Here is a 23,197-nt window from a genome sequence, read left to right as displayed (position 1 = left end):
GCGCCTTTTGCTTTTGTCAGCAGCCTGGCCGGAGCGCTTCTGGTCATCGAACTACTACGGTCAGACGCGCGCATCGAGGCCAGCAACTACTGGACTGTCGATCCCTGGGGCATGCCCATAAATCGCAGGCGCGTCCTGCGGCCTCGGGTCGCAGACTGCGAATTTTGCTCAAACTCCGACGTTGATACGGTTGCTCGGCAGCTTTGGGGGCGCGATGTGGCGGCTTGATTCCGCGACCGTTGTGTTGAGATTGCCGATGACAGCCGACAATACGACGAGTTGGGGCTCAACGCCGCGCTCTCGAGCCTGAAGCAACAACGCAAAAATCGCTCGACAGTGTTGCCACGGGTGGGGTCGGTAATGAACAGGCCTTCGTCAAGGACAACCTGAGGTGATTCAAAAGACGCGCCGATACAAGCGCCAGATTGAGGAACATTTCGTAGGTGAAGAAGGCGAGGTCATATCGGCCGCTCATGACCGGACCGACACCGTCCGACGCGTAGCCGTTGCATCGCATGACGCGCAGCCCTGCGGGCGAAGCGCGCACTGAAATCCTTGAATTGCTCGGGGACGTTAAATTAGCTGGGGCCACGGAGCTTTAACTTCTGATAAGGAAGAGTTGCCGGCTTCGTAGGAGACGGCGATGCGGTGGTGGGGACGATTACGATTGAAGGCACGGATGAATTTGGCGCCAGGCATTGGTCCGAGATAGCACTGGAAAAAGATTTGAACTGACGGCGGGAGCTGTGGGTTTTCTTTCGAGGACGGCAAGACGATCATGGCCCACCTTGTCACGTTGCACGAAATTGTAAGAATGCGTCGGTTCACGCACTTTGCTGCAGCTTATTCGAGAATTATTTTGGGGGAATTATCAAATAAGCTACCATAATGATAACACCGCCGACTCCTGGGAGACCGAGTATTGCCGACGCGAGTTCACTGAAGCGCGTGGGTTTTCGCCAACCGCGCGGTGCGTATCACTAGCAAAGAAAACGGGCATTTGGGCTCACTAGATTCGACGCATGTGATGCGTTTCGATTATCAAATAACGTGCAGCAAACGCACGCAGATTATCAAATTATGCACACGTTATCAAATTAGGCGCACGGCTAAAGCATTGAAATTTAGCAATCCGGATTCTTGTATTTAAATGCAGCGTGACACCTGCGCTAGCACGCGCCAGTCTCATCATCGCCATGGGCGCAATTGGCTCCGACGCCGCGATCGAAACGGCCGACATCGCGCTGATGACCGACGACATCTCAAGGTTGCCCTGGCTGGTTCACCACGCGAAACGTACCCTTGCTATCATCCGGCAAAACATTGCGTTCTCGCTCGTGTCAAGGCAATCTTCATGGCGCTCACTTTCGCCGGCTTGGCCACCCTGTGGGGCGCCATCGCCGAACGTCGGCGCGTCGCTGGTGGTCATCACCAATGCGCTGCGGCTTTTGCATCCGGCTCGTGTCCCTGACACAGGCTCACGTGCGTGAGGATTGCAGCTTACCGCGTGCTACGTCCGCGTCTCGAGGTCCTGATTGAAGCTGACGGCGCGGAAACGTAATCGATCAGCGTGGTAAGACGGGCCGCAGGCGCGCAGGCTCTTGCCATCGCGGCGATTTACGACGGCGCGCTACGCGAGGACTGCCGGCTCGACGCGCTTCCACCGACAACGACGCGGAACTTTGGGGCCTTACGAAACGTCTTCATCGCAGCGGCTCACAGCTTGGACGTCCCCGCGCGACGCGGAGGCGCTGCCGTCGCTTAAAGGCTGTCTCTGCGGGGGTAAGTCATTGAGTTTTTAATGTCCCGCCGCTTTGTGCAGACGGTCCAATTTTGCACTGAGGCTCTTTGCTGCGCCGAAGCGTCAGGCGTTCTTTATCCATCGTCCCCGCTTGGCCGGCGATTGATTCTCACAGCGTTCGGGGATGACAGCCCTGTATCGAAGAGCGCGTCGATGACCGCGCATTCGGGCGCTCTGCCTCCGCTGCATTGCGCGGCCATTTCTTCCATCGATCGTTTGAGCCGCTTCAAATCTTCGATCTTGCGACCAATCTCCGCCACGTGATCCAGGCTCAGCTCTCGAACTTGCGCGCAAGTGTAGGCATGCCCGTCGACGAGACGCAGCAGGCCGCGGATCTCGTCGAGGCTGAAACCAAGCTGTCGGCTCCGTCGCACGAAGCTCAAGCGTTTGAGATGGTCGGCGCCGTAAACGCGGTACCCGTTCGCGCCGCGATCAGGCGCGGGCATGATGCCGATCTTTTCGTAATAGCGGATCGTCTCGATGTTTACGCCGCTGTGTTTCGACAGCGCGCCGATCGAGAGCCCATCTTTTGGGCTCATAGAGAGCCTCCCTCCCACTCAGCGAAAATCCCTCTTGACCCTGTAGCGACTACAGGCCGTAGGGTCTGATTAGTCCAGCCGGGCGGCGCCGGCAAGTAACACGGTGGGAGGGGGCAACGATGTGCGATGGCGAGGGTCTTGGCCTCATTCAAATGGCGATGACGCCGATGGGGCTCGCGGCGACGGCGGTGGTCGCCGCCCTGCTTTTCCTCTTCGTGCGCTGGGTTCGCGCCGAGTGAGTTTCACGAGAGACGGATCCGGCCGCTTACCGGGACGAAACAGTTAAGGAAAACCCCCATGTCCGAACAGACAATGTCCGGCAAGACAGCGTCCGCCCAACCGGCGAAGGTCCAAAGGGTCGGCCGCAAGGCGCTGGCCGCCGGCGGCGTCGCCGCGATCCTCGCCTCGGCTTGTTGTCTCGGGCCGCTGCTGTTGGTCAGCATCGGTTTCAGCGGCGCTTGGCTTGGCAGCTTCAAAGTCTTCGAACCGTTTCGTCCGGTCTTCCTCAGCGCCGCGGCCATTGCGCTCGTCGTCGCCTATCGCCGGATCTATCGCCCGGCCGTCGTCTGCAAGCCGGGGGAAGTCTGCGCCGCGACGCAAGTCAACTCCGCCTACAAGCTGCTCTTCTGGGGCGTGACGGGTTTGGTCGGGGCGTCGGCCGTCTTCCCCTACGCTATCCCGTTCTTCTACTGAAAGAGGAGCTCCTATGAAAAAACTCGTCACGGCCGTCGCTCTCGCTGTCGCCTTCAACGCTCCAGCCTGGGCTACCACTAAGACGGTCACTCTGTCCGTATCCAACATGACCTGCGCCGTCTGCCCGATCACCGTCAAGAAAGCGCTCTCCAAGGTCGATGGCGTAGAAAAGGCTGAAGTGAATTACGAAAACAAGGAAGCAGTGGTCACTTTCGACGACGCGAAGACCGGCGTCGAAGCGCTCACCAAGGCGACCGAGGGCGCCGGTTATCCTTCAGAAGTGAAGAAGTGAGCGATGGACCAGCGAACCTCGTTGATGGCTGCGCTCGCCGGCTCGTGGTCGGCCGCAGTCGGGCAGGCCGCGCCAATTCTCGCGCGCTTGCGTGAGGCTCTTGGACAGCGGCGCGCTCCCGCCCAAAAAATAGCCTGTTGCGCAGGTAACGCCATGCGCGAATCAAAGCCTGACGAACAAGAGCGCGAGCGAAACAGTCTGGTTTTGAAGATCGTCGGCATGACCTGCGTCGGCTGCGCGAGCCATGTTGAGAAGGCGTTGCTCGCCGCTGCCGGCGTTCTTCGGGCGGATGTGTCCTACGCCGATGGTACGGCGCGGGTAATCGGCGACGGCGCCCTCGACCCTGCGGCGCTTGCCGTGGCTGTCCGCTCGGCGGGTTACGACGCAGCGCTCGCAAAGAGCGTCGACGTGGGCCAGCCTTTAGAAAGGCGGCGCAATGAAGCGCCCAACGCGACTTACAAGGGAGAGCGACGGAGCGCGCCTCTGCGCGTAGCCGTCATCGGAAGCGGCGGAGCCGCGATGGCTGGCGCGCTCACAGCGGTCGAACGCGGCGCGCACGTCACCTTGATCGAGCGCGGCGTGATTGGAGGGACATGCGTCAATATTGGCTGCGTGCCGTCTAAGATCATGATCCGCGCCGCCCATATCGCGCAGTTGCGCAGGAAGAGCCCCTTCGACGAAGGGATCGCCGCCGCTGAGCCTGCTATCTTGCGTGCGCGTCTGCTGGCTCAGCAGCAGGCGCTCGTCGAGGACCTGCGCCACGCCAAGTATGAGAACCTGCTCGAAAGCACTCCGGCCATCGCCGTGCTGCGCGGCGAAGCGCGCTTCAAGAACGGTCACGTCCTCAGCGTGGGGTTGAACGACGGCGGCGAGCGCGAGGTGGCGTTCGACCGCTGCCTGATCGCCACCGGCGCGAGCCCGGCTGTTCCGCCGATTCCAGGCCTCAAGGATACGCCTTACTGGAGTTCAACCCAGGCGCTCGCAAGCGACACGATCCCTCGGCGCCTGGCCGTGATTGGCTCGTCGGTCGTGGCCGTCGAGCTGGCGCAGGCCTTCGCCCGGCTCGGCAGCAAGGTGACGATCCTCGCTCGCAGCACACTGTTCTTCCGCGAAGATCCGGCGATCGGCGAGGCCATGGCGGCCGCCTTCCGGGCCGAAGGCATCGACGTGCTGGACCACACGCAAGCGAGCAACGTGGCCTATGCGGGTGGCGAATTCGTGCTCACCACGGCGGGTGGCGAAATACGCGCCGACAACCTCCTGATTGCCACCGGCCGCGCGCCTAACACCCACGGTTTGGCGCTGGAAACGGCGGGCGTGGCGGTCACCGCGCAGGGCGCCATCATCGCGGACGCGCGGATGCGCACCAGCGCTCCGAGCATCTTTGCGGCCGGCGACTGCACCGACCAGCCACAATTCGTTTACGTCGCCGCGGCGGCGGGGACCCGCGCGGCGATCAACATGACGGGAGGGGACGCCGCCCTCGATCTGACCGCATTGCCGGCCGTGGTGTTCACCGAGCCACAGGTTGCGACCGTGGGCTACAGCGAGGCGGAGGCCCATCACGACGGCATTGAGACCGATAGCCGCCTGCTCCCCTTGGACAATGTACCGCGCGCGCGCGCCAATTTCGACACGCGCGGTTTCATCAAGCTTATCGCCGAGGCTGGCTCGGGCCGCTTGATTGGCGTGCAAGCAGTCGCGCCGGAAGCAGGGGAACTCATTCAAACTGCGGCGCTCGCCATTCGAGCCCGAATGACCGTGCAGGAATTGGCCGATCAGTTGTTCCCATATCTAACAATGGTCGAGGGGCTCAAACTCGCGGCGCAGACCTTTAGCAAAGATGTGAAGCAGCTTTCCTGCTGCGCAGGGTGAGCGATGAAGGAAAGTCACAGCTAGGCCATCGCCGCGGCGAGAATATGGGAGCGCCGACCCAGGTTAGGACGACGTCGAGCGCGACCCAGTCGCGCGGCCTACCAGAGCGCCAACGCCACAAACGACAGGACGACGACAATGACGGTCGCCCGGCTTGCCCTGGGCGGGCGACGCTTGAGGGCCGAATGTGGCCGGAGCTCGTTATACCATGCGCCATCGGGCGAGACGGCGGTTGCTCGGTATCGAACGATTTGAAGAGAATGGTGTCGGTCCATTCGCGCACCATTGTCTGGATAAAGCGTTCGGCCTTAGACGCCGCGGGCTCTGAACCAGCGAAGTGCTAGGAGCGCATGCGCCCCATTCACGAAGCGGTCACCTTATTCCCTTGAAGAATAGAATGGCTAAGCCGATCGCAACAATGAGCATTGTTATTAACCAGCTCGACGACGCGCGTTGCTGCTCGCGTTCCCGCCGAATTTCTCCTAACCGAACACCGCATTTGGGGCATGTTGTCGTCAACTCGTCGACCTCAGCCTTACAGCCGGGACATATCAAGTGGGCCATGGCGTCTCCGTATCACCTCAACCGCGCGGGGCGTTCCAAGGACGGTGGTTGCGTTCCGCCGAAGGCCAGGCGCTCAGCTATAGAGCCCTAAAAGACGCGGCTACATCACTGGGCTGATCCGCCAGGCTAGCGGCTTCTTGAGCGATCTGGACGAAACCTTGCTTATGACACGCGGATACAGCGTGGATACGCCAATTTCGATCTAAAATCGAGCCGGCGCCGCGGTGTAAGGTCTCGACCGCCCCTCATCCACTTTAAGAAAAGAGCCTGAAGGCAAATTTAGAGCGCCATCTCGGCGCCCGCGGTCGAGCTTGCGAGAGAAACCCAAAGGGTGGATGTCGCTCAGTCAGTCATTGGTCTCGGGAATAGCCTGTGATTAACTATCGAAGCCCCAAATGGGAGCCTGAACGAGACCCGAGAGCCGAAACATGAGATTCTCACTCCCGCGCACCCCCGTCCTATTTCTCTACGGATTAGCCGCCGCATTTCTTATTTATTGGCATTGGAGGCATATCCTCGACGCCTTGCCTTTTTTAGTCGTGCTTGCATGTCCGCTGATGCATCTCTTCATGCATCATGGACACGGCCATCGGCAGGACACGCGGCCGGCTGACAAGTCAGACAGCCCCAAAGCCTGACAAGGTTGAATTCTGTCGGAGACAAGAATGGGCCACGAACATCAAAGGCACTCAGACCCGGCGGAACAAGCACATTCTCATCCACACTCTTCGCGTGCCTTCTCCGCCAAGTCTGTAAAGCTTGGCGAGAGCGATACGCCCTCCGAAGGGGGCGTAATCTACACCTGCCCCATGCATCCGCAAATTCGCCAGGTCGGCCCCGGAAACTGCCCGATCTGCGGGATGACACTGGAGCCAGTTGTTGCGACGGTGGAGCAGGGACCAAGCCCCGAACTAACAGATATGACCCGGCGGTTCTGGGTTGGGCTGACGTTAACCGTACCCGTTTTGCTGCTGGAAATGGGCGGCCACATCTTCAATCTGCACGCTTACCTCTCGTCAGAGGAATCCAGTTGGCTGCAGTTTGCATTTGGAACTCCCGTCGTTCTCTGGGCAGGCTGGCCGTTCTTTGTCAGAGGCGCGCAGTCGCTTTTGACTCGAAACCTCAACATGTTCACTCTCATCGCGATGGGTACGGGGGTCGCGTGGCTTTACAGCGTCATCGCAGCCTTTGTCCCTTCTATCTTTCCCGAGGCGTTCCGAGGGGTTGACGGTTCTGTTCCCGTCTACTTCGAGGCGGCGGCGGTGATCACGGTGTTGGTGCTGCTTGGGCAAGTGCTCGAACTTCGCGCGCGGGAGCAGACGGGCGGGGCTATCCGCGCCCTGCTGAACCTCGCGCCCATCACGGCGAAGCGTGTTCGAGATGACGGTTCGGACGAGGAAGTCGCTCTTGAGCAAATTCGCGTCGGCGACCGTTTGCGCGTGCGCCCTGGGGAGAAGGTTCCAGTCGATGGGGCGCTTGTCGAGGGCCGAAGCTCGCTAGACGAGTCCATGGTGACGGGCGAGTCCATGCCAGTGACAAAGAGCGTCGGAGACAATGCGATCGGCGGCACGCTCAACCAGACCGGCAGCTTTGTGATGAGGGCCGACAAGGTCGGAAGCGACACGATGCTCTCTCGCATTGTAGAAATGGTGGCTTCCGCACAGAGGAGCCGGGCGCCCATTCAACGCCTTGCCGATCAGGTCTCCGGCTGGTTTGTGCCTCTGGTGATCGTCGTCGCAATCTCCGCCTTTGCTGCCTGGGCAATTTGGGGACCTGAGCCGCGCATGAGTTATGGGCTGATCGCAGCGGTCTCGGTGCTCATCATCGCCTGTCCCTGCGCCCTTGGCCTCGCCACGCCGATGTCGATCATGGTCGGCGTCGGGCGCGGCGCGCAATCGGGCGTCCTGATCAAGAACGCCGAAGCGCTCGAGCGGCTTGAAAAGGTTGACACGCTCGTCATCGACAAGACTGGCACGCTGACGGAAGGCAAACCGCGGGTGACGGCGATCAGACCCGTGGCGGATATAACTGAAGATGAGCTCCTGAGAGTTGCCGCAAGCCTCGAGCGCGCGAGCCAGCATCCGCTCGGGCAGGCGATTGTTCAGGCAGCGAGCGAGCGCAACTTGGTCCTGACCGATCCGACGGATTTTGACGCGCCGATCGGAAAGGGCGTCACAGGTCGAGTCGACGGGCTCTCCGTGGCGATTGGCAACCAGCGCTTTCTGAGAGAAATCGGCGTAGACGCCGAGCCGCTCGCCGCGGTCGCCGAGCGGCTCCGCGAGGATGGGGCGACGGCGATTTTTGTTGCTGTCGATCATCGTGGGGCCGGGGTCCTAGCCATTGCGGATCCAATCAAAGAGACGACGCAGGACGCGCTGCAGTCGCTCATTGATGATGGCGTTTCGATCGTCATGCTCACGGGCGACAATTGGACGTCGGCGCGAGCCGTTGCGAAACGGCTGGGCATTGCCGAAGTCGAGGCGGAGATACTGCCGCAGGATAAAAGCGAGGTTGTCGCCCGCTTGCGCCGATCCGGCCGTATCGTCGCGATGGCCGGGGACGGCGTGAACGATGCCCCCGCCTTGGCGGCCGCGGATGTCGGCGTCGCCATGGGCACTGGAACTGATGTGGCGATCGAGAGTGCAGGCGTCACTCTGCTCAAAGGGGACCTGCGCGGCATTGTGCGCGGGCGTCGCCTGTCGAAGGTGACCATGCGGAATATACGAGAGAACCTCTTCTTTGCTTTCATCTACAACGCAGCTGGCGTGCCTGTGGCGGCAGGCGCGCTCTACCCCGCCTTCGGTCTCTTGCTGTCTCCGACGATCGCGGCGGCTGCGATGGCTTTATCCTCCGTGAGCGTCGTCGCTAATTCGCTCAGACTCAGGCGGGCGCGCATCGAACCCAAGAAGCTGCCAATTATGCCGCCTTTTCCAGGAATTACCTGAGGGGCGGGAAAAGCCTACCCGTCTTGTTCGGCCCCTTGGACGTCGATGGCGCCGAAGAACGGTAACGCCCATTCCGTCGCCATTCCCGCGAGCATTCCGAGGAAAAACAGCCCGGCCTGGGGGTCGAAAAGCCCCAGGTTGAAAACTGCTGGGCCCGGACAGATGCCGGAGAGGCCCCAGCCAATGCCAAAAATAGTTGCGCCCAAGAGCAATTTTCGGTCAATCGTTTGGGCCCACCGCGGCTGGATGGAACATCCTGCCAGAGTTGTTTCCTTTATAGAGACAATCCGAAACGCAACGAGCCCGATCGACACGGCGCCTCCCATCACGAGGGCCAGCGAAGGATCCCAGTTCCCGGGAACGTCAAGGAATCCCAGCACTTTGCCGGGATCCGTCATGCCGCCCACGTAAAGACCCAGGCCAAACAGGGCGCCGAGTGCGAAAGCAATCAGAATTCGCATTTTCGCCTCTCAGCCAGCGACGTGGCGAACAATGAACACGGCGGCCATCGCGGACGCCATGAAGGTCGCCGTCGCGACAATTGACCGTCAAGAGAGGCGACACAGGCCGCACACGCCGTGTCCGCTCGTGCAACCGCCGCCGAGGCGCGAACCAAAGCCAACCAGAAAGCCGGCGAAACCAGTCAGTAGGTAAGCGGTCTGGAAAACCGGTCGGGCCGGCGCAAGGGCCCAGCCAATCAGGAAAGCCGACGCGAAGAGGCCAAGCAGGAAGGCAAGCCGCCAGTCGGCGTCACTGGAGCGGGGCGGAATCAGCCTATGGCACGCGCGAAAAGGCCGTTGGCGGCGCAGGCGCGGCGGACTCGAGGGATCCGCTCGCCCTGTCCATCAACCCGGCCGGGCTCGTGGATGTGCAGGACCAATACACGCTCGGGCTCACCGCCTTTTCGCCGGATCGTGGCTACTGGACTTCTGGCCCCGGCTTTGTGGCTCCCGGTTATGTCCAAAGCGGGCGCGGGCTCTTCCCAATTCCCAACGGCGGATACAGCCAGCGCTTCAACCAGACCTCCGCATGGGGCGTCGCCGTCTACGGGAACGGCGGAATGAACACAACCTATTCCGCCGATTATGCCGGCCAGGCGTTCCCAAGCCCGTTCTGCGGCAAGACCGGCGTCTTTTGTGGTAGGAACTCCGGAGCTGATCTCAATCAGGCTTTCATCACTGCTGGATATGCACAGAGCTTCGGAAGGCTCTCGGTAGGCTTTGCGCCGGTGCTCGCTGTCCAGATTTTCAAGGCCCGAGGTCTTGAGATCTTCGCGCCCTTCTCCTCGGCCCCGGAGCAACTCACCAACCACAGTTACAATTGGTCCGTTGGCGCCGGTGTGCGCGCCGGCCTTCAATACAAATTGACCGACAGTTTGCGGCCTGGCGTCGCTGGCTCCTCGCCGATCTGGATGTCGCCCTTGGAGAATTACAAGGGGCTCTTCGCCAATCGAGGCGACTTCGATATCCCCGCGAATCTGACGGCTGGCGTCGCCTATGACGTTCTGCCAACCTTCACTCTGCTCGCCGACTGGAAGCATATTTTCTATTCGCAAGTTCCCTCGGTGGGCAATTCATCGACCGAGCAGCTTCTGCTCGGGTCAATGGGCGCCCCCGGAATTGGGTGGCGTGACATCAACGTGATCAAAGTGGGCGGGGAACATAGAGGATTTGATAAGTTGGCCCTAAGACTGGGCTATAGCTACACACCAATCCCATCAACCCTCGCGACGTGACGCTCAATATTCTGGCGCCGGCTGTGACGAAGCATCACATTGGCGGCGGCCTCAGCTATATGTGACGCCGTCATCCTCGATTGACTTGGCTGCGGTCGTTTCGCCGCGGGGCACGGTCTCGGGCATCGAGCGGACGCCGCTGGGGCCGAACCAGATGCGCACCATAACGCTTTTCCTGAGTTCATTTGAGATCACGGCAGCATGGACGCATCGCTTTGACGCGGCGCCAGTCCCCGTCGCGGCAAAGTTCTAATATTTGAAGCGACCCGGGCAGTGAGGACAAGACAGCCGGCAGGCTTGGCGGGCAATTAGGTAGCGCAACGAAGGGGCAAGCAACGCCCGAACTACGTTGGTTGCCAGACTGCCCCTGAGCGCTTGCCGTCGATTATCAGGGGCCCCATGTCGGAACGCCGTTGCGTTATGACAACGACTATCTATCCGGCGCGTTCTGTTCCGCCAAAGGCAAGGGCGCGCTCGCTTTGCTCGTCGCTGCTGAGGTTTAAGGGTAGACGCGGACCCGTATGGAGAGAAGCGCTTTTCGATTGGTGCTGACGCCAACAATAATGTCGAATTTTCTCGGGGCTCCACGACGGGACCAAAACTCTCGTTCAGGTAACAAAAGGAATCGGCCGTCAGCGTGAACGTGATCGTCTTGGTTTGCTCGGACGCCAATGCGACCTTGGCCCAGGCTTTCAATTCCATGGTTGGGCGGCGTCCGCGTCGAGGCCAGACGCCGCAAGCTCCGGGCTCAGGCGCCGGGCCAGCGCCACGACGCTTTCGACCGTCGCGCCCGGCATGTCCCTTTCGCCCGCTGAAACAGGCCCGACGGTCCGACCCACAGCGACTGCGGTCGCAACCAAGAAGGCAAGACGGCATAGGCGCGTCATGGCGTCGCCTGTAGCACCAGGCGACTTTGCAGCGTTTCGCTCTCCCCCTCGACCTTCGCCGCAAGCGAGATGCGCCAGCGCCCCTCGTCGGTCAGATCGACCTTGAAGCGATAGACGCCGGGCTCCGCGCTCGGCGCTTGTTTGATCGCGCTTGTCATGGCCTCCATATCGTCCGGCGCCATATCGAGCCGCGTCGCGAAGATCACCGCGTCCGGCACGGGCTTTCCGTCCGGCTTATGGATGAGGCGGACGGCGGCCACCGTCTGGCCTTTCCTGAGTTGCGCATCGACCAGCTTGAATTCGTAGTCGGCGATGTCGGCTTGGGCGTTCGTAGCGCCGAGCAGGCCGAGCGCGAGCAGCGCCCAGCAGGCCATCCGCAAATTTGTGGGAGGCATCCGAGCTACTCCCTCTTCCCTTTGAAAGCGTCGCTGCGTGGAATAGGGCCATTGTCACGAACCTGGGGGAGATCGTGAGGATACGGCCGGGCCGGGCGAGCAAGACCTGATTTTCCGAAGCGGCGCGGACGAATTCCGTCGCATCGCTTTTGAGACAAACAGCTTGCTATGCGCCCGGTTAAGGCGCTTGCAGCGTTAGGAGATTGGAGGCCGAAGGTCGGCGAAACCCGCGAGGCCGCGACGCATCGCGTCGTCGCGGGGTTGAGGCACGAAATCGACCCCTGTGGCGACTGATGGCGCTACGGATAAAGTCGGCGCCAGCTGGACGGCCCCGCAAAGGAGAGAGTCGCAGTGCCTCGGTATCGGCGAATGGTCGCTATGGCTATCTGGACAGTCGTCTGTCGCGGTCATCCCAGCGCAAGAAAGAGCCATGGGCGCAGCGAAGCCCGACGCCGCGCCTGTCAAAGCCGCGACAATCGTAAGGACGGAGACTAGATAGCGTAACCAGCTCAGTTTCATCGCTGCCCAAGATCGCGCCAGGCTGACCCGCGTTTAAGCCGGAACCCGCGACTCCCACGGCGCCCATAATGAAGAATGCCCGCCAGATTAATCCGGCGAGCCCTCGCTTTGCGTTAGGAGAAACAGAGACTAATTAGCCTCTATTCTCTTCGACCGGTCAACGGTTGCAATTCCAGACCCAGCCTCGTGCGACGTCCCAATCCCAGCAGACGTTATGCACATGGGCGGGCTCACCTGATGAACCGCTCCAGTCTCGGTGCTGATGTCGCGAGTGTCCGCCGATGTGTTGCATGGCGCTATGTTCGCGATGCTCTTCGCTTTGCGCCATGGCGGGTAGACTCGTCGCGAGCAACGCCGCGGCGATCAAGAGTGAGAATTTAGGCATTTTTAACTCCTTTCAGGCTTGTCAGCCTGCGGTAAACCATGCGCCGTTCGGCGCTCCGAATTGCACTTTTAGTTCGATTGCTGCATCCGGCCACGCGAGCGCTCGCGCCCGCCAACTCGGCACGTTCTTTGATTCGGATGCTAGTGAAGCGCGCGCCCTTCAGGCGATCGGCGGCCGAAGGTCAGGGGACCTTAAAAGCCCACGAAGCCTCAACTCTTCACGCGAATACGCTAATCGCGAGAACGCCGCAGAAACCGGCGATAGCGCGATGGATGACGGCGGCAACTGCCACGCCCCGCAGAGGAGCGGGTCGCAATCAATCGGGATCGCAGCGTCTCCGTGGCCGTCCGGACAGTCCTCCATGACCATCTGCGCGCAGGAATGAGCGCTGGGCGCGGCGTAAGAAGCGCCTATCGTGCCAATCAAAGCCGCTGCGATGATAAGCGTGGAGATGAACAGACGCAGCCAGCGTAGGATCACGGCGCTCCCCAACTGACGAATTTTAGCGACCCGCGCGACCACAAAAGAATTCCCCCCGCTACGCCGGCGTCCCCCCGCCACGCTTTTTATCAGGTAATCATTGCGTGCGAAAGATCCAGAGGGCGCGCGGCGCGTCGCGTCAGTCGGGCTCAGGGTCACATGGCATTCGCCATGACCAGCTTCCTGCTGCTGGGCGAGACCGGAAGGGACGTCGCCGCCAAGGCCGCGCCTCCCAACGCCATTAACTTCAGTATTTTATCATAAAGGTGCTCCGCTTATTTTTGCCCCAGCGGAGGACCTTCTATCGCCTGCGCGTCTGCTGTGAAAAAACAAAACGCCATGATCTCGGCGGTCGCGGAAATGCCCAGCCACCTCCAACGTCTCGACGTCGGGCTGCTGTGCCCTACTGCTGCAAGTTAGGCGATTGGCGGCCGAAAGTCTGGGGGGCCAGAAAGACCGCGGGGCTCAAGTTCGTCAGGTAGCCTGAGCGGCGGCGCGAATCATCATCGTCGAGATGATCTCGGCTGGCGGCAGGATGGTTTGCATCAGGCCGCAGTTCAGCGCCGCACCGACCAGCGGGTCGGCGTTTTCGCCGTTTATCCCTTTGAGGCAATCATCCATGTCCACTGTCGTCACAGTGCTAGATAACACGTCCTAAGCAGGGATTTCCGATCCCTGCTTAGATTTTGTTGCTCGGGTAGGTTTTTACTCAGAAAATCGAGCCTAAGCTTTTCCAAATGCTGCATAGCTGCCGAGGGATCATTCGCCGAAGATCGGCGCTAGGGCGGCTGGCAAGTTGACAGGACTTCGTCGCCCTCTGAAACTTTCGGGAAAAGACCCTTCAAACTGGCCGCTTCGATGAATCGAGAAGTCAAGGACGCCCGACCGACCGGACGCGTGATCGCGGTGCACGGGTCGGTGATAGACTTGCGGTTCTCGCCCGAGCATCTTCCGATCATAAACGAAGCGGTGTCCATCCAATGGGACCTTGGTGCTCCCGTTATTGCGGAAGTCCAGCAGCATCTAAACGCGAGCACCGTTCGCGCCGTCGCATTAGAGAACACAGCGGGCCTGAAGCGCGGGACCCCCGCACGCGCTCTGAGCTCTCCAATCCAAGTGCCTGTCGGAAACCCCGTGCTCGGAAGGCTCCTCGGCGCTTTGGGCGAGCCCGCCGACAATGGGCCGGCTTTCCCACTCGATATTGAACGCCGCCCCATTCATAGGGCGCCCCCAGAAATTTCCAGGCGCGGGAGCAGCCTGGAGATTTTCCGCACTGGCATTAAAGCCATTGATCTCCTTGCCCCACTGGTAAAGGGCGGCAAGGCGGCGATGTTCGGCGGCGCCGGAGTTGGCAAGACAGTCTTGATCATGGAGCTTATACGAACGACTGTCGAGCTGCATTCTGGCATCTCTGTTTTCGGCGGCATCGGCGAGCGCTCGCGCGAAGGCCATGAGCTACTTTTGGAGCTTAGCCAATCTGGCGTGCTGAAACAGACTGCGCTTGTGTTCGGGCAGATGAACGAGCCGCCTGGAGCGCGTTGGCGCGCGGGACTGACTGCGCTCGCTATCGCCGAGTATTTCCGAGACACCGCCCATGAGAACGTACTGCTTCTCGTCGACAATGTTTATCGTCTGGTCCAAGCCGGAGGAGAAGTTTCTGGGCTGCTGGGGCGGCTTCCTTCCCGCGTCGGCTACCAACCGACGCTCTCGACTGAGATTGCTGAATTCGAAGAGCGAATCGCTTCGGTTGCTGGGGCCGCCATTACATCGATCCAAGCCGTCTATGTGCCAGCAGACGATTTTACCGATCCGGCCGTAGCGGAAATATTCAGCCACCTGGATTCTTCCATTGTTCTTTCCCGCGACATGGCGAGCGAGGGAATGTACCCGGCGATAGATCCTTTAGCCTCCACCTCTAGCCTCCTTGACCCCAGGTTGGTTGGCGACGTCCATTACAGAACCGCGCAGGACGTCCGAAGCGCGATTGCACATTACCGTGAGCTTCAGGAGATTATCGCTCTTCTCGGTATCGAAGAGCTAAGCGCGTCTGATCGCAGCACGGTCAAAAGAGCCCGCCGTCTCATGCGATTTCTAACCCAACCGTTTCTCGCCACAGTGAGTTTTACCGGAATGCCTGGCCGATCGATTGCGCTTGAGGCGACGCTTGCCGGTTGTCGCGCAATCCTGGACGGCGAGACCGATGACTGGGCCGAAAGCTCACTCTACATGGTGGGCGATATCACAGAGGCGCGTGGGAAAGAGACGGCATTGAGAAGCGCAAAATGAAACTTAACGTTTACACCCCGCTTGCGACCGTCTTGGATGGTTGGGATGTCGCTTATCTTCGCGCCGAGGATGAATCAGGCGCGTTCGGCGTTTTGCCCGGTCACGCTGACTTCCTTACAGCGCTCACGGTTTCGGTCGTAACTTGGCGGGACTCTAAGGGAACTGAGCATCACGCGGCGGTGCGTGGGGGAATTTTGGAGGTGCGCGGGGGAGATGAGGTAACGATCGCCACAAAGGAAGCCGTGCAATCCGACGATTTGGTCACGCTAGAAGCAGAAGTGCTCAGCGCTTTCCGTCGAGCGCAAGAAGAAGACAAAGCCGCTCGCACCGACGCCCAACGGCTATACCTCGCAGCGATTAGACAGATTTGCTGCTTTCTAAGGGCTGAGGGCGGAAAGGGCGCGCGGTTGCATGAATGAGGGGAAGCGAAAGAACCACGACCATCTTGAAGAAGCTGTCAGATTACGGCGGGGCCGACGCGCGCTTGGCCAGCAAGAAGGGGAGCGCCCGATTGGACGCAACCTAGCGCTTATCGGCGCTTTGGGCTGGACAATCGTGACGCCCACATTGATCGGCGTCTTTGTCGGGCGCTGGCTGGACGGCCGTCTCGCTTCCGGCATCTTCTGGACCTTGAGTCTGCTCGCAATCGGCCTCGCGCTCGGATGCGCGCTAGCGTGGAAAAGGATGCAAAGCGAATGACTCCGGAGGTTATGTCTATTGTTTTTCCCGCAGCAGTCGCAGCCTTATCGGGCTTCGTCTTTGGGCTCGCTTATTTCGCGGCAATGCGTGCAACGGTGGCGCGCATTGTCGCGGGCTCGGGCTGGATGGTCCCTACCACCCTTACGGCGGCCCGAATAATCGCGGTGACGATCCTGCTCTTTTTCATGGCGCGCCTCGGGGCCGCGCCCTTACTCGCCACCTTTGTCGGCCTCCTTATCGCTCGCCAGTTTGCGCTGCAACAGCGAAGAGGCCGCTAATATGGCCCTTACTCGGCAAGGCGCCCTCTATCTTTTGCGTGGCTTCGTACAAGGGCGAGCGCGAATTTGCTTCGCTTTCGCCGTGGCCTTCCTCTTAATGTTCCAGACTGGGAGCTTTTCCCAGCAGGCCCGCTTCGGAGAATGTTTCGGCCCAAATCTGCAACATCGCATAGAAGCGTGCGGCAGTATCATCGCCAAGGGGCGACGTGAAAGCAAAAGCAACCGGATTGCGGCGTACCTAAATCGCGGCGAAGCTTATCGCGCGGCGGGAGACCTCGACCGCGCCATCGACGATGTGGAACACGCGCTGCAACTTGACCCGAAATCGGCTCAGGCCTACGCCGACAGGGCGGCCTTGTTTTATGACAAGGGCGCCCGTGAGCGCGCCATCACGGACTACACCCAGGCGTTAGCGTTTCAACCGCGCTTCGTCCTTGCGCTCCTGCGCCGAGCAGAGGCTTTTCGGGCCGGAAAGCAATGGGACGCCGCCATCGCGGACTATCGGCGGGTTCTCGACATCGATCCTGCAAAGGTCGAAGCTTACGTTGGCCGCGGCGACGCATATCTTGCCAAGGGCGACGTCGACCGGGCGCTTTCTGACTTCACCGAGGCCATCGGGCGGGCTCCAAAATCGGCTGAGCTTTACTCGAAGCGTGGGACGCTGTTTCGCTCGAAGGGAGAACTCGACAACGCCCTACGGGACTTTTCGGAAGCCATCCAGCTCAATCCGGAACTTCTTCAAGCCCGCGTCGACCGCGCCGATATGTATCGCGCGCAAGGCAATTTGCCGCTTGCCCGGCAGGATCTCGAGGCTGCGCTCCGAGTTGATCCGGAATTTCGCCCGGCCATCGAGGCGTCTGCAACGCTTTCTCAGGTCATTGAAGCACAGAGAGCTGTCCGGGCGCCGTCACGAAAACATTCCCCCCTGGAGAGTGCGGTGATTTTCCAGATCGGACCGGTTGCCATCACCCACCCAGTCGTGACGACTTGGGCGATCATGCTGGCGCTATCCCTCGGTTCGTGGCTTGTAACGCGTAGCTTGCCTTCCGTGCCGGATAGGCGTGCGGCTGTGCTGGAGCTCATCGTCATGGGCGTCATGCAGCAAATCGAGGACGTTCTGCGGAAAGATCCCAGACCCTACCTCTCTCTGCTCGGGACCCTGTTCATATTCCTCGTGGCTGCGAACTTGTCTTCTTTGGTCCCGGGAGCCGAAGCGCCAACAAGCAAGCTGGAAACGCCGGCGGCGCTCGCTCTCATTGTATTCTTCTCGGTGCATTATTTCGGGATCAGGAGCCGAGGGCTGCGCAAGTATCTTGCTAGTTTCGCCGAGCCGAAATTTATCATGCTGCCCCTCAATATCCTTTCCGAAGTGACGCGGACGTTCTCGCTCATGGTGCGATTGTTCGGCAATGTGATGAGCGGAGAGTTTATGATCGCCCTCGTTGTATCGCTTGCCGGGCTTTTCGTCCCAGTGCCCCTCATGTTGCTGGAAGGACTGCTTGGGATCATTCAGGCGTATATCTTCACTGTTCTCGCCACCGTTTTCATCGGCGCCGCGATCGGTAGCATTGAGAAAGGCTAAGGAGGCTCTATGGACCCTAAAATCATCAGCATCATCGGCGCCTCAATCGCTGTTTCCATGGGGGCCGTGGGCCCGGCCCTGGCCGAAGGGCGAGCGGTCGCGGCGGCCATGGACGCGATCGCCCGACAGCCCGAAGCCGCCGGCGTCATTTCGCGGACGCTTTTTGTCGGCCTCGCGATGATCGAAACAATGGCGATCTATTGTCTTGTCATCGCGCTGCTGCTGCTGTTCGCCAATCCCTACGCAGGATAATCCATGAACTTCGATTGGTGGACACTCGGCCTGCAGACGATAAACTTCGCCATCCTCGTGTGGCTGCTCCATCGCCTTTTGTACAAGCCGACGCTCAATATGATTGATGCGCGGCGGCAGGAAATGGAGAAACGGGCTTCGGAGGCGAGCGCAGCGGAAGAAGAGGCAAAGAGACTGCTCACAGCGGCGGAAGCGGAACGAATCGCCATCCTTGGTGAACGGGAAGCCCTGTTAAAAAAGGCCTCGGCCGCGGCTGAGCAGGCGGCCCAGGCAAGACGGGAACGAGCCGAACGCGACGCCGAAACTCTTCTTGAAGAGGGGCGTAAAACGCTCGCGGATGAGCGCGCGCAAGCGGCTTTAGCCGCCCGGAGCCTATCGCTTGATTTAACGGACGAGGTTACAAAGCGTCTCCTAGGCGAGATGCCCACTGAGGTGAGAACAGAACCCTGGTTTGAAAAACTAGAGGGACGGCTCGCTTCACTTTCTGAAGCGGAAAGAGCGGCGCTCGTCGATAATGAGCAGGGGGGCGACCCTGCTGTCACGATCAGCATCGCTATGCCTGTCGACGACAACACCAAAGAGATTTGGCGCGCGCGGCTTCGTAAGTTGCTCGGAGAACAGGTCGGCCTTGAATTCCATGTGGACCCTAACCTCATCGCTGGCGCCGAACTCCATTTCCGTAACGCGACTCTGGACTATTCGTGGCGAAGCGCTTTCGGCGCGATTCGATCGGAGCTAGCCAGGACATGACCGAGCTTTCGGCGGATTTGCGTGATTGGGCGGACATCAGCCGCGCCAAAATTCGGCAGATCGAGCTGGAGCCACGGCTCGAGCAAATTGGCCGTGTCGAAAAGGTCGGCGACGGAGTCGCCACGGTCTCAGGGCTGCCGCACACGCGCCTCGATGAACTTCTGATTTTTGAGGGCGGCGTACGCGGGCTAGCAGTGGACCTCGGTGAAGATCTGATAGGCTGCATGCTGCTCGGCGACATGGGTCGTATCGCCTCGGGCGGCATCGTCCGCGGAACCGGAGAGGTCGCACGAACGCCTGTCGGCTATTCGCTTCTCGGCCGCATGGTCGACGCCCTTGGCGCCCCGCTCGATGACAAGGGCCCCATCCCTGATACTTCGACAGCGCCGACCGAGCGGCCGGCTCCGACCATCATTGACCGCGCCCTGGTCACCCGTCCCCTCGCGACTGGAATATTGGCGATCGACGCGATGATCCCGATAGGGCGAGGACAGCGCGAGCTCATTATCGGCGACCGCGGCACGGGGAAGACGGCGATTGCGGTCGATTCGATGATAAACCAACGCAATAGCGACGTACTGTGCATCTATGCGTCGATCGGACAAAAAGCCTCATCGGTTGCGCAGGTTGTCGACGCCATTCGACGCTACGGCGCGCCGGAACGCTGTCTGTTTGTCGTGGGCGAAGCTAATTCCCCTCCTGGTCTCCAGTGGCTCACGCCATATTCCGCCTGCACGATGGCCGAATATTTTGTCGAGCGGGGGCACGATGTGTTGCTTGTGATCGACGACCTCACAAAGCATGCGGCGGCCTACCGGCAGATCTCACTCTTGCTGCGACGGCCGCCTGGTCGTGAGGCCTACCCCGGAGACGTCTTCTACATTCATTCCCGGCTTCTCGAGCGTGCGGCCAGGCTTGCGCTGGAGCGTGGGGGCGGCTCCTTGACGGCCTTGCCGATCTCCGAGACTCAGGCCGGCAACATCAGCGCCTACATCCCTACAAACCTCATCTCGATTACCGACGGGCAGATCTATCTTGATCCACGTCTGTTTTACGAAGACCAAAAGCCCGCCGTCGATATTGGCAAAAGCGTTTCCCGCGTGGGTGGCAAGACCCAGGCCCCCGTACTCAAAGGGCTGTCAGCAAGCTTGCGGCTCGAATACGCCCAGTTTTTAGAGCTCGAGGTCTTCACCCGCTTTGGCACAATGGTGGATGAGCGGACCCGAAAGACGATTGAACACGGGCGAAGAATCCGCGCCGTGCTCGCGCAGGCTCAGTTTGCGCCATTGGCGCTCGGCGAAGAAGTGGCGCTGCTTTTAGCCTTGAACGCTGGCGTTCTGGACAAACTAAAGCCTGAGGAAGTCAAAAATTTCCGGAGCCGCGTTGGTCCTTGGTTGGCTCAGCATTGCCCAGAAGCCCTATCGCTAGATGAGAGGTCTGAGGCTCTGTCAGAAGATCTGCGCAATCGCCTGCACCATGCGCTGGAATTATTAGCCAGCGCTCCTGAGCGACAGGATGAGCAGTAATGCGGCTCGCTGAGATCCAGGCGCACATCGGCAGCATCCACGAGTTGAGCGAGATCGTTGGGGCGATGCGCTCGCTCGCGGGAATGAGGCTGCAAGAAACCCTACGCGCGCTTCCCGCCGCAGCGCGCTACACAGAAGCCATCGCCGCAGCATTGGCCAGCACTCTGCCCCTCATGCCGGAGCCGGTCGCCGAGAGGCAAGAGGGACACGCAAAGAAAGCCGCGGTCCTCTATATGGCGGAGCACAGTTTTGTTGGGAGCTTCAATACGCGGCTCCTCGAGGCTGCCGAAGGGGTGCTCGCTCCAGCAGACTTGCTGTTCGTGTTGGGATCGCGCGGCTCGTCGCTCGTGACAGAGCGGGGCAGAGAAATGGCCTGGAGCGCGCCGATGGCGACGCGTCTAAGCAGCGCGCCGGAAGTCATCTTTCGGCTGGTCAATAAACTATACACTTTGATTGTAAATGGTGAAATATCGCGGGTTGAAGCCGTATACGGACGCCACCGCCAGGGAGGCGCGCCTGCGATTGAAACACGTTTGGTGTTGCCTCTCGATCTGAAGGCGCTTGCGCCTAAGCAACCGCGCCAGCCGCCGCTTCTCAACTTGAAGCCGATCGCCCTGCATGAATCGCTGATGACCGAATATGTCTTCGCCATGCTCATGGAGGCGGCCGTCGAATCCATCGCAAGCGAAAATGCCGAACGCTTTGCGGCCATGGAATCAGCCCATGAAAACGTCGAGAAAAAGCTCCAACAGCTCAAGCAGGAGGAAGGGGTCGCGCGGCAAAGCGAAATTACGACTGAACTCCTGGAGCTGATCACAGGGTCTGACGCGTTGGCTAAGAGCTGACTAGAGACCGTCGCCAGCCGCTCGTGGGTCGTGACATATCGTCTCGTAAGCCGAGCAAACCGCAGAGCCCCCGCCGCAGATTGTTACGTTGGAGCTTGTCCGAGGGGGCGGCTTAGTTCGGACGCTGGAGCCGCCGCATCCTGTGGAGATCCGCTTGGTCGCCGATTGAAAAGCCGGTCTTGCGCTAGACAGGACGCCGCCGCCTCGGCGATACAGTTTAAATGCCTCCCAGCCGCGTTGCTCTTCTGATCTGCTTCCTAGGCAGCCTCCCGGCCCTGAGCGGATGCGTTCTTGCGCCGCCGGGGATCGTCGAAGAGCAGGCAAAATTGGCGACGACAGGCTCGGCCTTCGAAACTCCTCCGGAACTGCGGGAGCTTCCGGAGTTGCCACTTCGGCCAAGCTGGCAGGACGTCCTTTGCCGGGCCTTTCTCGCCAATGGCGACCTGGAGTCGGCTTATTTCAACTGGAAAGGGGCACTGATCCAGGTCAACCAAGCAGCCGCCTGGCCGAATAGCAGAGTCGCGCTCGGCTATAGCTACATGTTCTCACGGGAGAACATGAAAGCCTGGGATCGCATGACGATCAGCGCGGGCTTCGACCCGTCGATGAACTTGCAGCTTCCGATAAAAGTGGAAGCCGCGGGGCGGGTGGCGTTCGAGGCGGCGCGCGAAACTGGCGAAAGGTTCAGAGTCGCGAAATTCGACCTTCAAAGGCGCGTCCTTAACGCCTATCTCGATCTCGCGCTCGCCGCGGAGCGAGCGCGTATCGAGCGAGACAATGTCAATCTCCTCAAGCAACTCTCGGCGTCCGCGGCAGCTCGCGCGCAAGCCGGCGCGCCGCTGCAGGACTTGCTGAAGGTAGAGACGGACTCGGAGTTGGCGAAGAACAACCTGCGCAACCTGGAAGCGGAGGTGCGTGCGGCGCGTAGCGTATTGAACGGCCTACTGGCGCGTGACGCTAATACGCCGCTCGAGGTTTCCGGCTTGCCGCCGCCCCGCTCCGTCATTCGCGACGATGCGCGGCTGATTGCTATGGCGGTTGACCGCAATCCAGAGTTGGAGGCTCTCGCCCATCAAGTCGCTGGGCGGCAAGACGCGGTAGAGGTGGCGCTTCTTGCCTATGTACCGGACATCAGCCCATCCTTCAGCGTCAACGGCAGCATTTCGCAGACGGTTGCGGCGATGGTGATGCTGCCGACCACTCTGCCGCAGATCCAGGTCGCCATTGACAACGCCGAAACAATGGTTCGCTCCTCACAGGCGGTAATTCGCCAGACAGAGAAGGACCGAGCCGCCAGCTTTGTCGCCGCGCTCTATTTCATGCGCAACGCGGAACGACAGACGGGCTTTTTCCATCGGCGTTTGACGCCCCTCGTCGAACAATTGCTCAACAGCTCGCGAGAGGCCTATGCCGCCGGCACTGTCGCCTTCGCCGACCTGATCGACAGCAAGCGAACGTATATCAACATCCGCCGGCTCGTCGCAGAAGCGAGGATTGAGCGGGAAAGACGGCTCGCCGAGCTCGAAGCGATCGCAGGCGTCGATATTGAAACGCTGGGAAGACCAGCGCTTATCGCAACGACCGAGCCTCCGCCCCTGCCACAATACAAGCCGTAGAAGCGAGGCTTTCATGACGCGATATCTGAGTCTCGCAGGATTAGCGGTTTTCCTGTTGGCGATCGCCGCCGCCGTCGGCGGGGCGCAGGACCATAGCGGACATCAAATGCCGGGGATGAGCATGCCGCCAGCCGGCGCTCCCCCATCGTCCGGCCATCCAGTGCCCCCCGGATATGCCGAGGTCCAAATCGCTCCTGAAGTCCAGCAGCGGATCGGCGTCACAACTGGCCGCGTGGAAAAAACCCAGTTGATG

Annotated in this window: 22 protein-coding genes and 3 pseudogenes; 19 read left to right on the top strand and 6 right to left on the bottom strand. The window is 60.5% G+C overall.

The window, feature by feature from the left end:
* Positions 1-228 (top strand): annotated as a pseudogene (locus LG047_RS19455) (hypothetical protein); the annotation flags it as partial.
* Positions 229-660: 432 nt separating this feature from the next.
* Positions 661-856 (top strand): annotated as a pseudogene (locus LG047_RS19860) (ISKra4 family transposase); the annotation flags it as partial.
* Positions 857-1,875: 1,019 nt separating this feature from the next.
* Here LG047_RS19860 and LG047_RS19450 read toward each other — a convergent pair.
* Positions 1,876-2,340, bottom strand: coding sequence for a helix-turn-helix domain-containing protein (locus LG047_RS19450; RefSeq protein ID WP_227968560.1), 465 nt, complete (start codon positions 2,338-2,340; stop codon positions 1,876-1,878).
* A gap of 312 nt (positions 2,341-2,652) precedes the next feature.
* Between LG047_RS19450 and merT the strand changes: the two genes are divergently transcribed.
* The 5 genes from merT to LG047_RS19425 all read left to right on the top strand — a co-directional run bounded on the left by merT (position 2,653) and on the right by LG047_RS19425 (position 8,709).
* Positions 2,653-3,033 (top strand): mercuric ion transporter MerT, encoded by a 381-nt coding sequence (gene merT / locus LG047_RS19445; RefSeq protein ID WP_227968564.1) that lies wholly within the window; start codon positions 2,653-2,655, stop codon positions 3,031-3,033.
* Positions 3,034-3,046: 13 nt separating this feature from the next.
* A complete protein-coding gene (merP, locus tag LG047_RS19440) occupies positions 3,047-3,325 on the top strand; it encodes a mercury resistance system periplasmic binding protein MerP (RefSeq protein WP_227968559.1) in 279 nt (92 codons plus the stop codon).
* Positions 3,326-3,328: 3 nt separating this feature from the next.
* Positions 3,329-5,200 carry a mercury(II) reductase gene (merA, locus tag LG047_RS19435; protein WP_370635085.1) on the top strand — a complete coding sequence of 624 codons (1,872 nt, stop codon included), beginning with the start codon at positions 3,329-3,331 and terminating at the stop codon, positions 5,198-5,200.
* 992 nt (positions 5,201-6,192) lie between these two features.
* Positions 6,193-6,402, top strand: a complete 210-nt coding sequence (locus tag LG047_RS19430) for a DUF2933 domain-containing protein (RefSeq protein ID WP_227968558.1) — start codon at positions 6,193-6,195, stop codon at positions 6,400-6,402.
* Between the two features lie 27 nt (positions 6,403-6,429).
* Entirely contained in the window at positions 6,430-8,709 is a 2,280-nt protein-coding gene (locus LG047_RS19425; protein WP_305080363.1) for a copper-translocating P-type ATPase, read from the top strand.
* Positions 8,710-8,723: 14 nt separating this feature from the next.
* On the opposite strand, the gene LG047_RS19420 is transcribed toward LG047_RS19425, so the two are convergent.
* Positions 8,724-9,170, bottom strand: coding sequence for a DUF6691 family protein (locus tag LG047_RS19420; RefSeq protein WP_227968557.1), 447 nt, complete (start codon positions 9,168-9,170; stop codon positions 8,724-8,726).
* 87 nt (positions 9,171-9,257) lie between these two features.
* Positions 9,258-9,479: a YeeE/YedE thiosulfate transporter family protein gene (locus LG047_RS19415; RefSeq protein ID WP_227968562.1), complete on the bottom strand. Its 222-nt coding sequence runs from the start codon at positions 9,477-9,479 to the stop codon at positions 9,258-9,260.
* Between the two features lie 92 nt (positions 9,480-9,571).
* Between LG047_RS19415 and LG047_RS19410 the strand changes: the two genes are divergently transcribed.
* Positions 9,572-10,444 (top strand): OmpP1/FadL family transporter, encoded by an 873-nt coding sequence (locus LG047_RS19410; protein ID WP_227968556.1) that lies wholly within the window; start codon positions 9,572-9,574, stop codon positions 10,442-10,444.
* A 249-nt stretch (positions 10,445-10,693) separates the two neighbouring features.
* Here LG047_RS19410 and LG047_RS19855 read toward each other — a convergent pair whose 3' ends face one another.
* The 3 genes from LG047_RS19855 to LG047_RS19395 form a co-directional block, all read right to left on the bottom strand.
* Entirely contained in the window at positions 10,694-11,146 is a 453-nt protein-coding gene (locus LG047_RS19855; RefSeq protein WP_227968555.1) for a fibronectin type III-like domain-contianing protein, read from the bottom strand.
* Between the two features lie 181 nt (positions 11,147-11,327).
* Complete coding sequence (locus LG047_RS19400) at positions 11,328-11,726, bottom strand: FixH family protein (RefSeq protein ID WP_227968554.1); 399 nt, start codon at positions 11,724-11,726, stop codon at positions 11,328-11,330.
* A gap of 1,858 nt (positions 11,727-13,584) precedes the next feature.
* Positions 13,585-13,731: a hypothetical protein gene (locus LG047_RS19395; RefSeq protein ID WP_227968553.1), complete on the bottom strand. Its 147-nt coding sequence runs from the start codon at positions 13,729-13,731 to the stop codon at positions 13,585-13,587.
* A gap of 237 nt (positions 13,732-13,968) precedes the next feature.
* Between LG047_RS19395 and atpD the strand changes: the two genes are divergently transcribed.
* The 11 genes and pseudogenes from atpD to LG047_RS19335 form a co-directional block, all read left to right on the top strand.
* The gene (gene atpD, locus LG047_RS19390) at positions 13,969-15,396 is read left to right on the top strand and encodes a F0F1 ATP synthase subunit beta (RefSeq protein ID WP_227968552.1); all 1,428 of its coding nucleotides are present in this window, start codon (positions 13,969-13,971) and stop codon (positions 15,394-15,396) included.
* Positions 15,393-15,815 carry a F0F1 ATP synthase subunit epsilon gene (locus LG047_RS19385; RefSeq protein ID WP_227968551.1) on the top strand — a complete coding sequence of 141 codons (423 nt, stop codon included), beginning with the start codon at positions 15,393-15,395 and terminating at the stop codon, positions 15,813-15,815. Before atpD ends, LG047_RS19385 begins: the two co-directional genes overlap by 4 nt.
* On the top strand, positions 15,808-16,095 hold the full coding sequence (locus LG047_RS19380) for an AtpZ/AtpI family protein (RefSeq protein ID WP_036279840.1): 288 nt from the start codon (positions 15,808-15,810) through the stop codon (positions 16,093-16,095). Before LG047_RS19385 ends, LG047_RS19380 begins: the two co-directional genes overlap by 8 nt.
* Positions 16,092-16,373, top strand: a complete 282-nt coding sequence (locus LG047_RS19375) for an ATP synthase subunit I (RefSeq protein ID WP_227968550.1) — start codon at positions 16,092-16,094, stop codon at positions 16,371-16,373. The genes LG047_RS19380 and LG047_RS19375 overlap by 4 nt, the downstream gene beginning before the upstream one ends.
* 1 nt (position 16,374) lies before the next feature.
* Positions 16,375-17,955, top strand: coding sequence for a F0F1 ATP synthase subunit A (locus tag LG047_RS19850; protein WP_370635083.1), 1,581 nt, complete (start codon positions 16,375-16,377; stop codon positions 17,953-17,955).
* Between the two features lie 9 nt (positions 17,956-17,964).
* Positions 17,965-18,207 carry a F0F1 ATP synthase subunit C gene (locus LG047_RS19360; protein WP_227968549.1) on the top strand — a complete coding sequence of 81 codons (243 nt, stop codon included), beginning with the start codon at positions 17,965-17,967 and terminating at the stop codon, positions 18,205-18,207.
* Between the two features lie 3 nt (positions 18,208-18,210).
* A complete protein-coding gene (locus tag LG047_RS19355; protein ID WP_227968548.1) occupies positions 18,211-18,957 on the top strand; it encodes a F0F1 ATP synthase subunit delta in 747 nt (248 codons plus the stop codon).
* Entirely contained in the window at positions 18,954-20,483 is a 1,530-nt protein-coding gene (locus LG047_RS19350) for a F0F1 ATP synthase subunit alpha (protein WP_227968547.1), read from the top strand. Before LG047_RS19355 ends, LG047_RS19350 begins: the two co-directional genes overlap by 4 nt.
* Positions 20,483-21,328: a F0F1 ATP synthase subunit gamma gene (locus tag LG047_RS19345; protein WP_227968546.1), complete on the top strand. Its 846-nt coding sequence runs from the start codon at positions 20,483-20,485 to the stop codon at positions 21,326-21,328. The genes LG047_RS19350 and LG047_RS19345 overlap by 1 nt, the downstream gene beginning before the upstream one ends.
* Positions 21,329-21,654: 326 nt before the next feature.
* Positions 21,655-22,944, top strand: a complete 1,290-nt coding sequence (locus LG047_RS19340; RefSeq protein ID WP_227968545.1) for a TolC family protein — start codon at positions 21,655-21,657, stop codon at positions 22,942-22,944.
* Positions 22,945-22,957: 13 nt separating this feature from the next.
* Positions 22,958-23,197 (top strand): annotated as a pseudogene (locus LG047_RS19335) (hypothetical protein); the annotation flags it as partial.

It is taken from the genome of Methylocystis sp. WRRC1 (genome assembly GCF_020733155.1).
Taxonomy (GTDB): Bacteria; Pseudomonadota; Alphaproteobacteria; order Rhizobiales; family Beijerinckiaceae; genus Methylocystis.
Note: the sequence above shows the minus strand (reverse complement) of the source record. Positions and strands in the feature narration are given on the sequence as shown.

Excerpts from the sequence above, each read along its gene's own strand:
- LG047_RS19420 (WP_227968557.1), bottom strand. The coding sequence starts at position 9,170 with ATGCGAATTCTGATTGCTTTCGCACTCGGCGCCCTGTTTGGCCTGGGT.
- atpD (WP_227968552.1), top strand. The coding sequence starts at position 13,969 with ATGAATCGAGAAGTCAAGGACGCCCGACCGACCGGACGCGTGATCGCG.
- LG047_RS19345 (WP_227968546.1), top strand. The coding sequence starts at position 20,483 with ATGCGGCTCGCTGAGATCCAGGCGCACATCGGCAGCATCCACGAGTTG.
- LG047_RS19430 (WP_227968558.1), top strand. The coding sequence starts at position 6,193 with ATGAGATTCTCACTCCCGCGCACCCCCGTCCTATTTCTCTACGGATTA.
- LG047_RS19395 (WP_227968553.1), bottom strand. The coding sequence starts at position 13,731 with ATGGATGATTGCCTCAAAGGGATAAACGGCGAAAACGCCGACCCGCTG.
- LG047_RS19400 (WP_227968554.1), bottom strand. The coding sequence starts at position 11,726 with ATGCCTCCCACAAATTTGCGGATGGCCTGCTGGGCGCTGCTCGCGCTC.
- LG047_RS19380 (WP_036279840.1), top strand. The coding sequence starts at position 15,808 with ATGAATGAGGGGAAGCGAAAGAACCACGACCATCTTGAAGAAGCTGTC.
- merP (WP_227968559.1), top strand. The coding sequence starts at position 3,047 with ATGAAAAAACTCGTCACGGCCGTCGCTCTCGCTGTCGCCTTCAACGCT.
- merT (WP_227968564.1), top strand. The coding sequence starts at position 2,653 with ATGTCCGGCAAGACAGCGTCCGCCCAACCGGCGAAGGTCCAAAGGGTC.
- LG047_RS19450 (WP_227968560.1), bottom strand. The coding sequence starts at position 2,340 with ATGAGCCCAAAAGATGGGCTCTCGATCGGCGCGCTGTCGAAACACAGC.
- LG047_RS19850 (WP_370635083.1), top strand. The coding sequence starts at position 16,375 with ATGGCCCTTACTCGGCAAGGCGCCCTCTATCTTTTGCGTGGCTTCGTA.
- LG047_RS19360 (WP_227968549.1), top strand. The coding sequence starts at position 17,965 with ATGGACCCTAAAATCATCAGCATCATCGGCGCCTCAATCGCTGTTTCC.
- LG047_RS19375 (WP_227968550.1), top strand. The coding sequence starts at position 16,092 with ATGACTCCGGAGGTTATGTCTATTGTTTTTCCCGCAGCAGTCGCAGCC.
- LG047_RS19385 (WP_227968551.1), top strand. The coding sequence starts at position 15,393 with ATGAAACTTAACGTTTACACCCCGCTTGCGACCGTCTTGGATGGTTGG.
- LG047_RS19350 (WP_227968547.1), top strand. The coding sequence starts at position 18,954 with ATGACCGAGCTTTCGGCGGATTTGCGTGATTGGGCGGACATCAGCCGC.
- LG047_RS19355 (WP_227968548.1), top strand. The coding sequence starts at position 18,211 with ATGAACTTCGATTGGTGGACACTCGGCCTGCAGACGATAAACTTCGCC.
- LG047_RS19425 (WP_305080363.1), top strand. The coding sequence starts at position 6,430 with ATGGGCCACGAACATCAAAGGCACTCAGACCCGGCGGAACAAGCACAT.
- merA (WP_370635085.1), top strand. The coding sequence starts at position 3,329 with ATGGACCAGCGAACCTCGTTGATGGCTGCGCTCGCCGGCTCGTGGTCG.
- LG047_RS19855 (WP_227968555.1), bottom strand. The coding sequence starts at position 11,146 with ATGGAATTGAAAGCCTGGGCCAAGGTCGCATTGGCGTCCGAGCAAACC.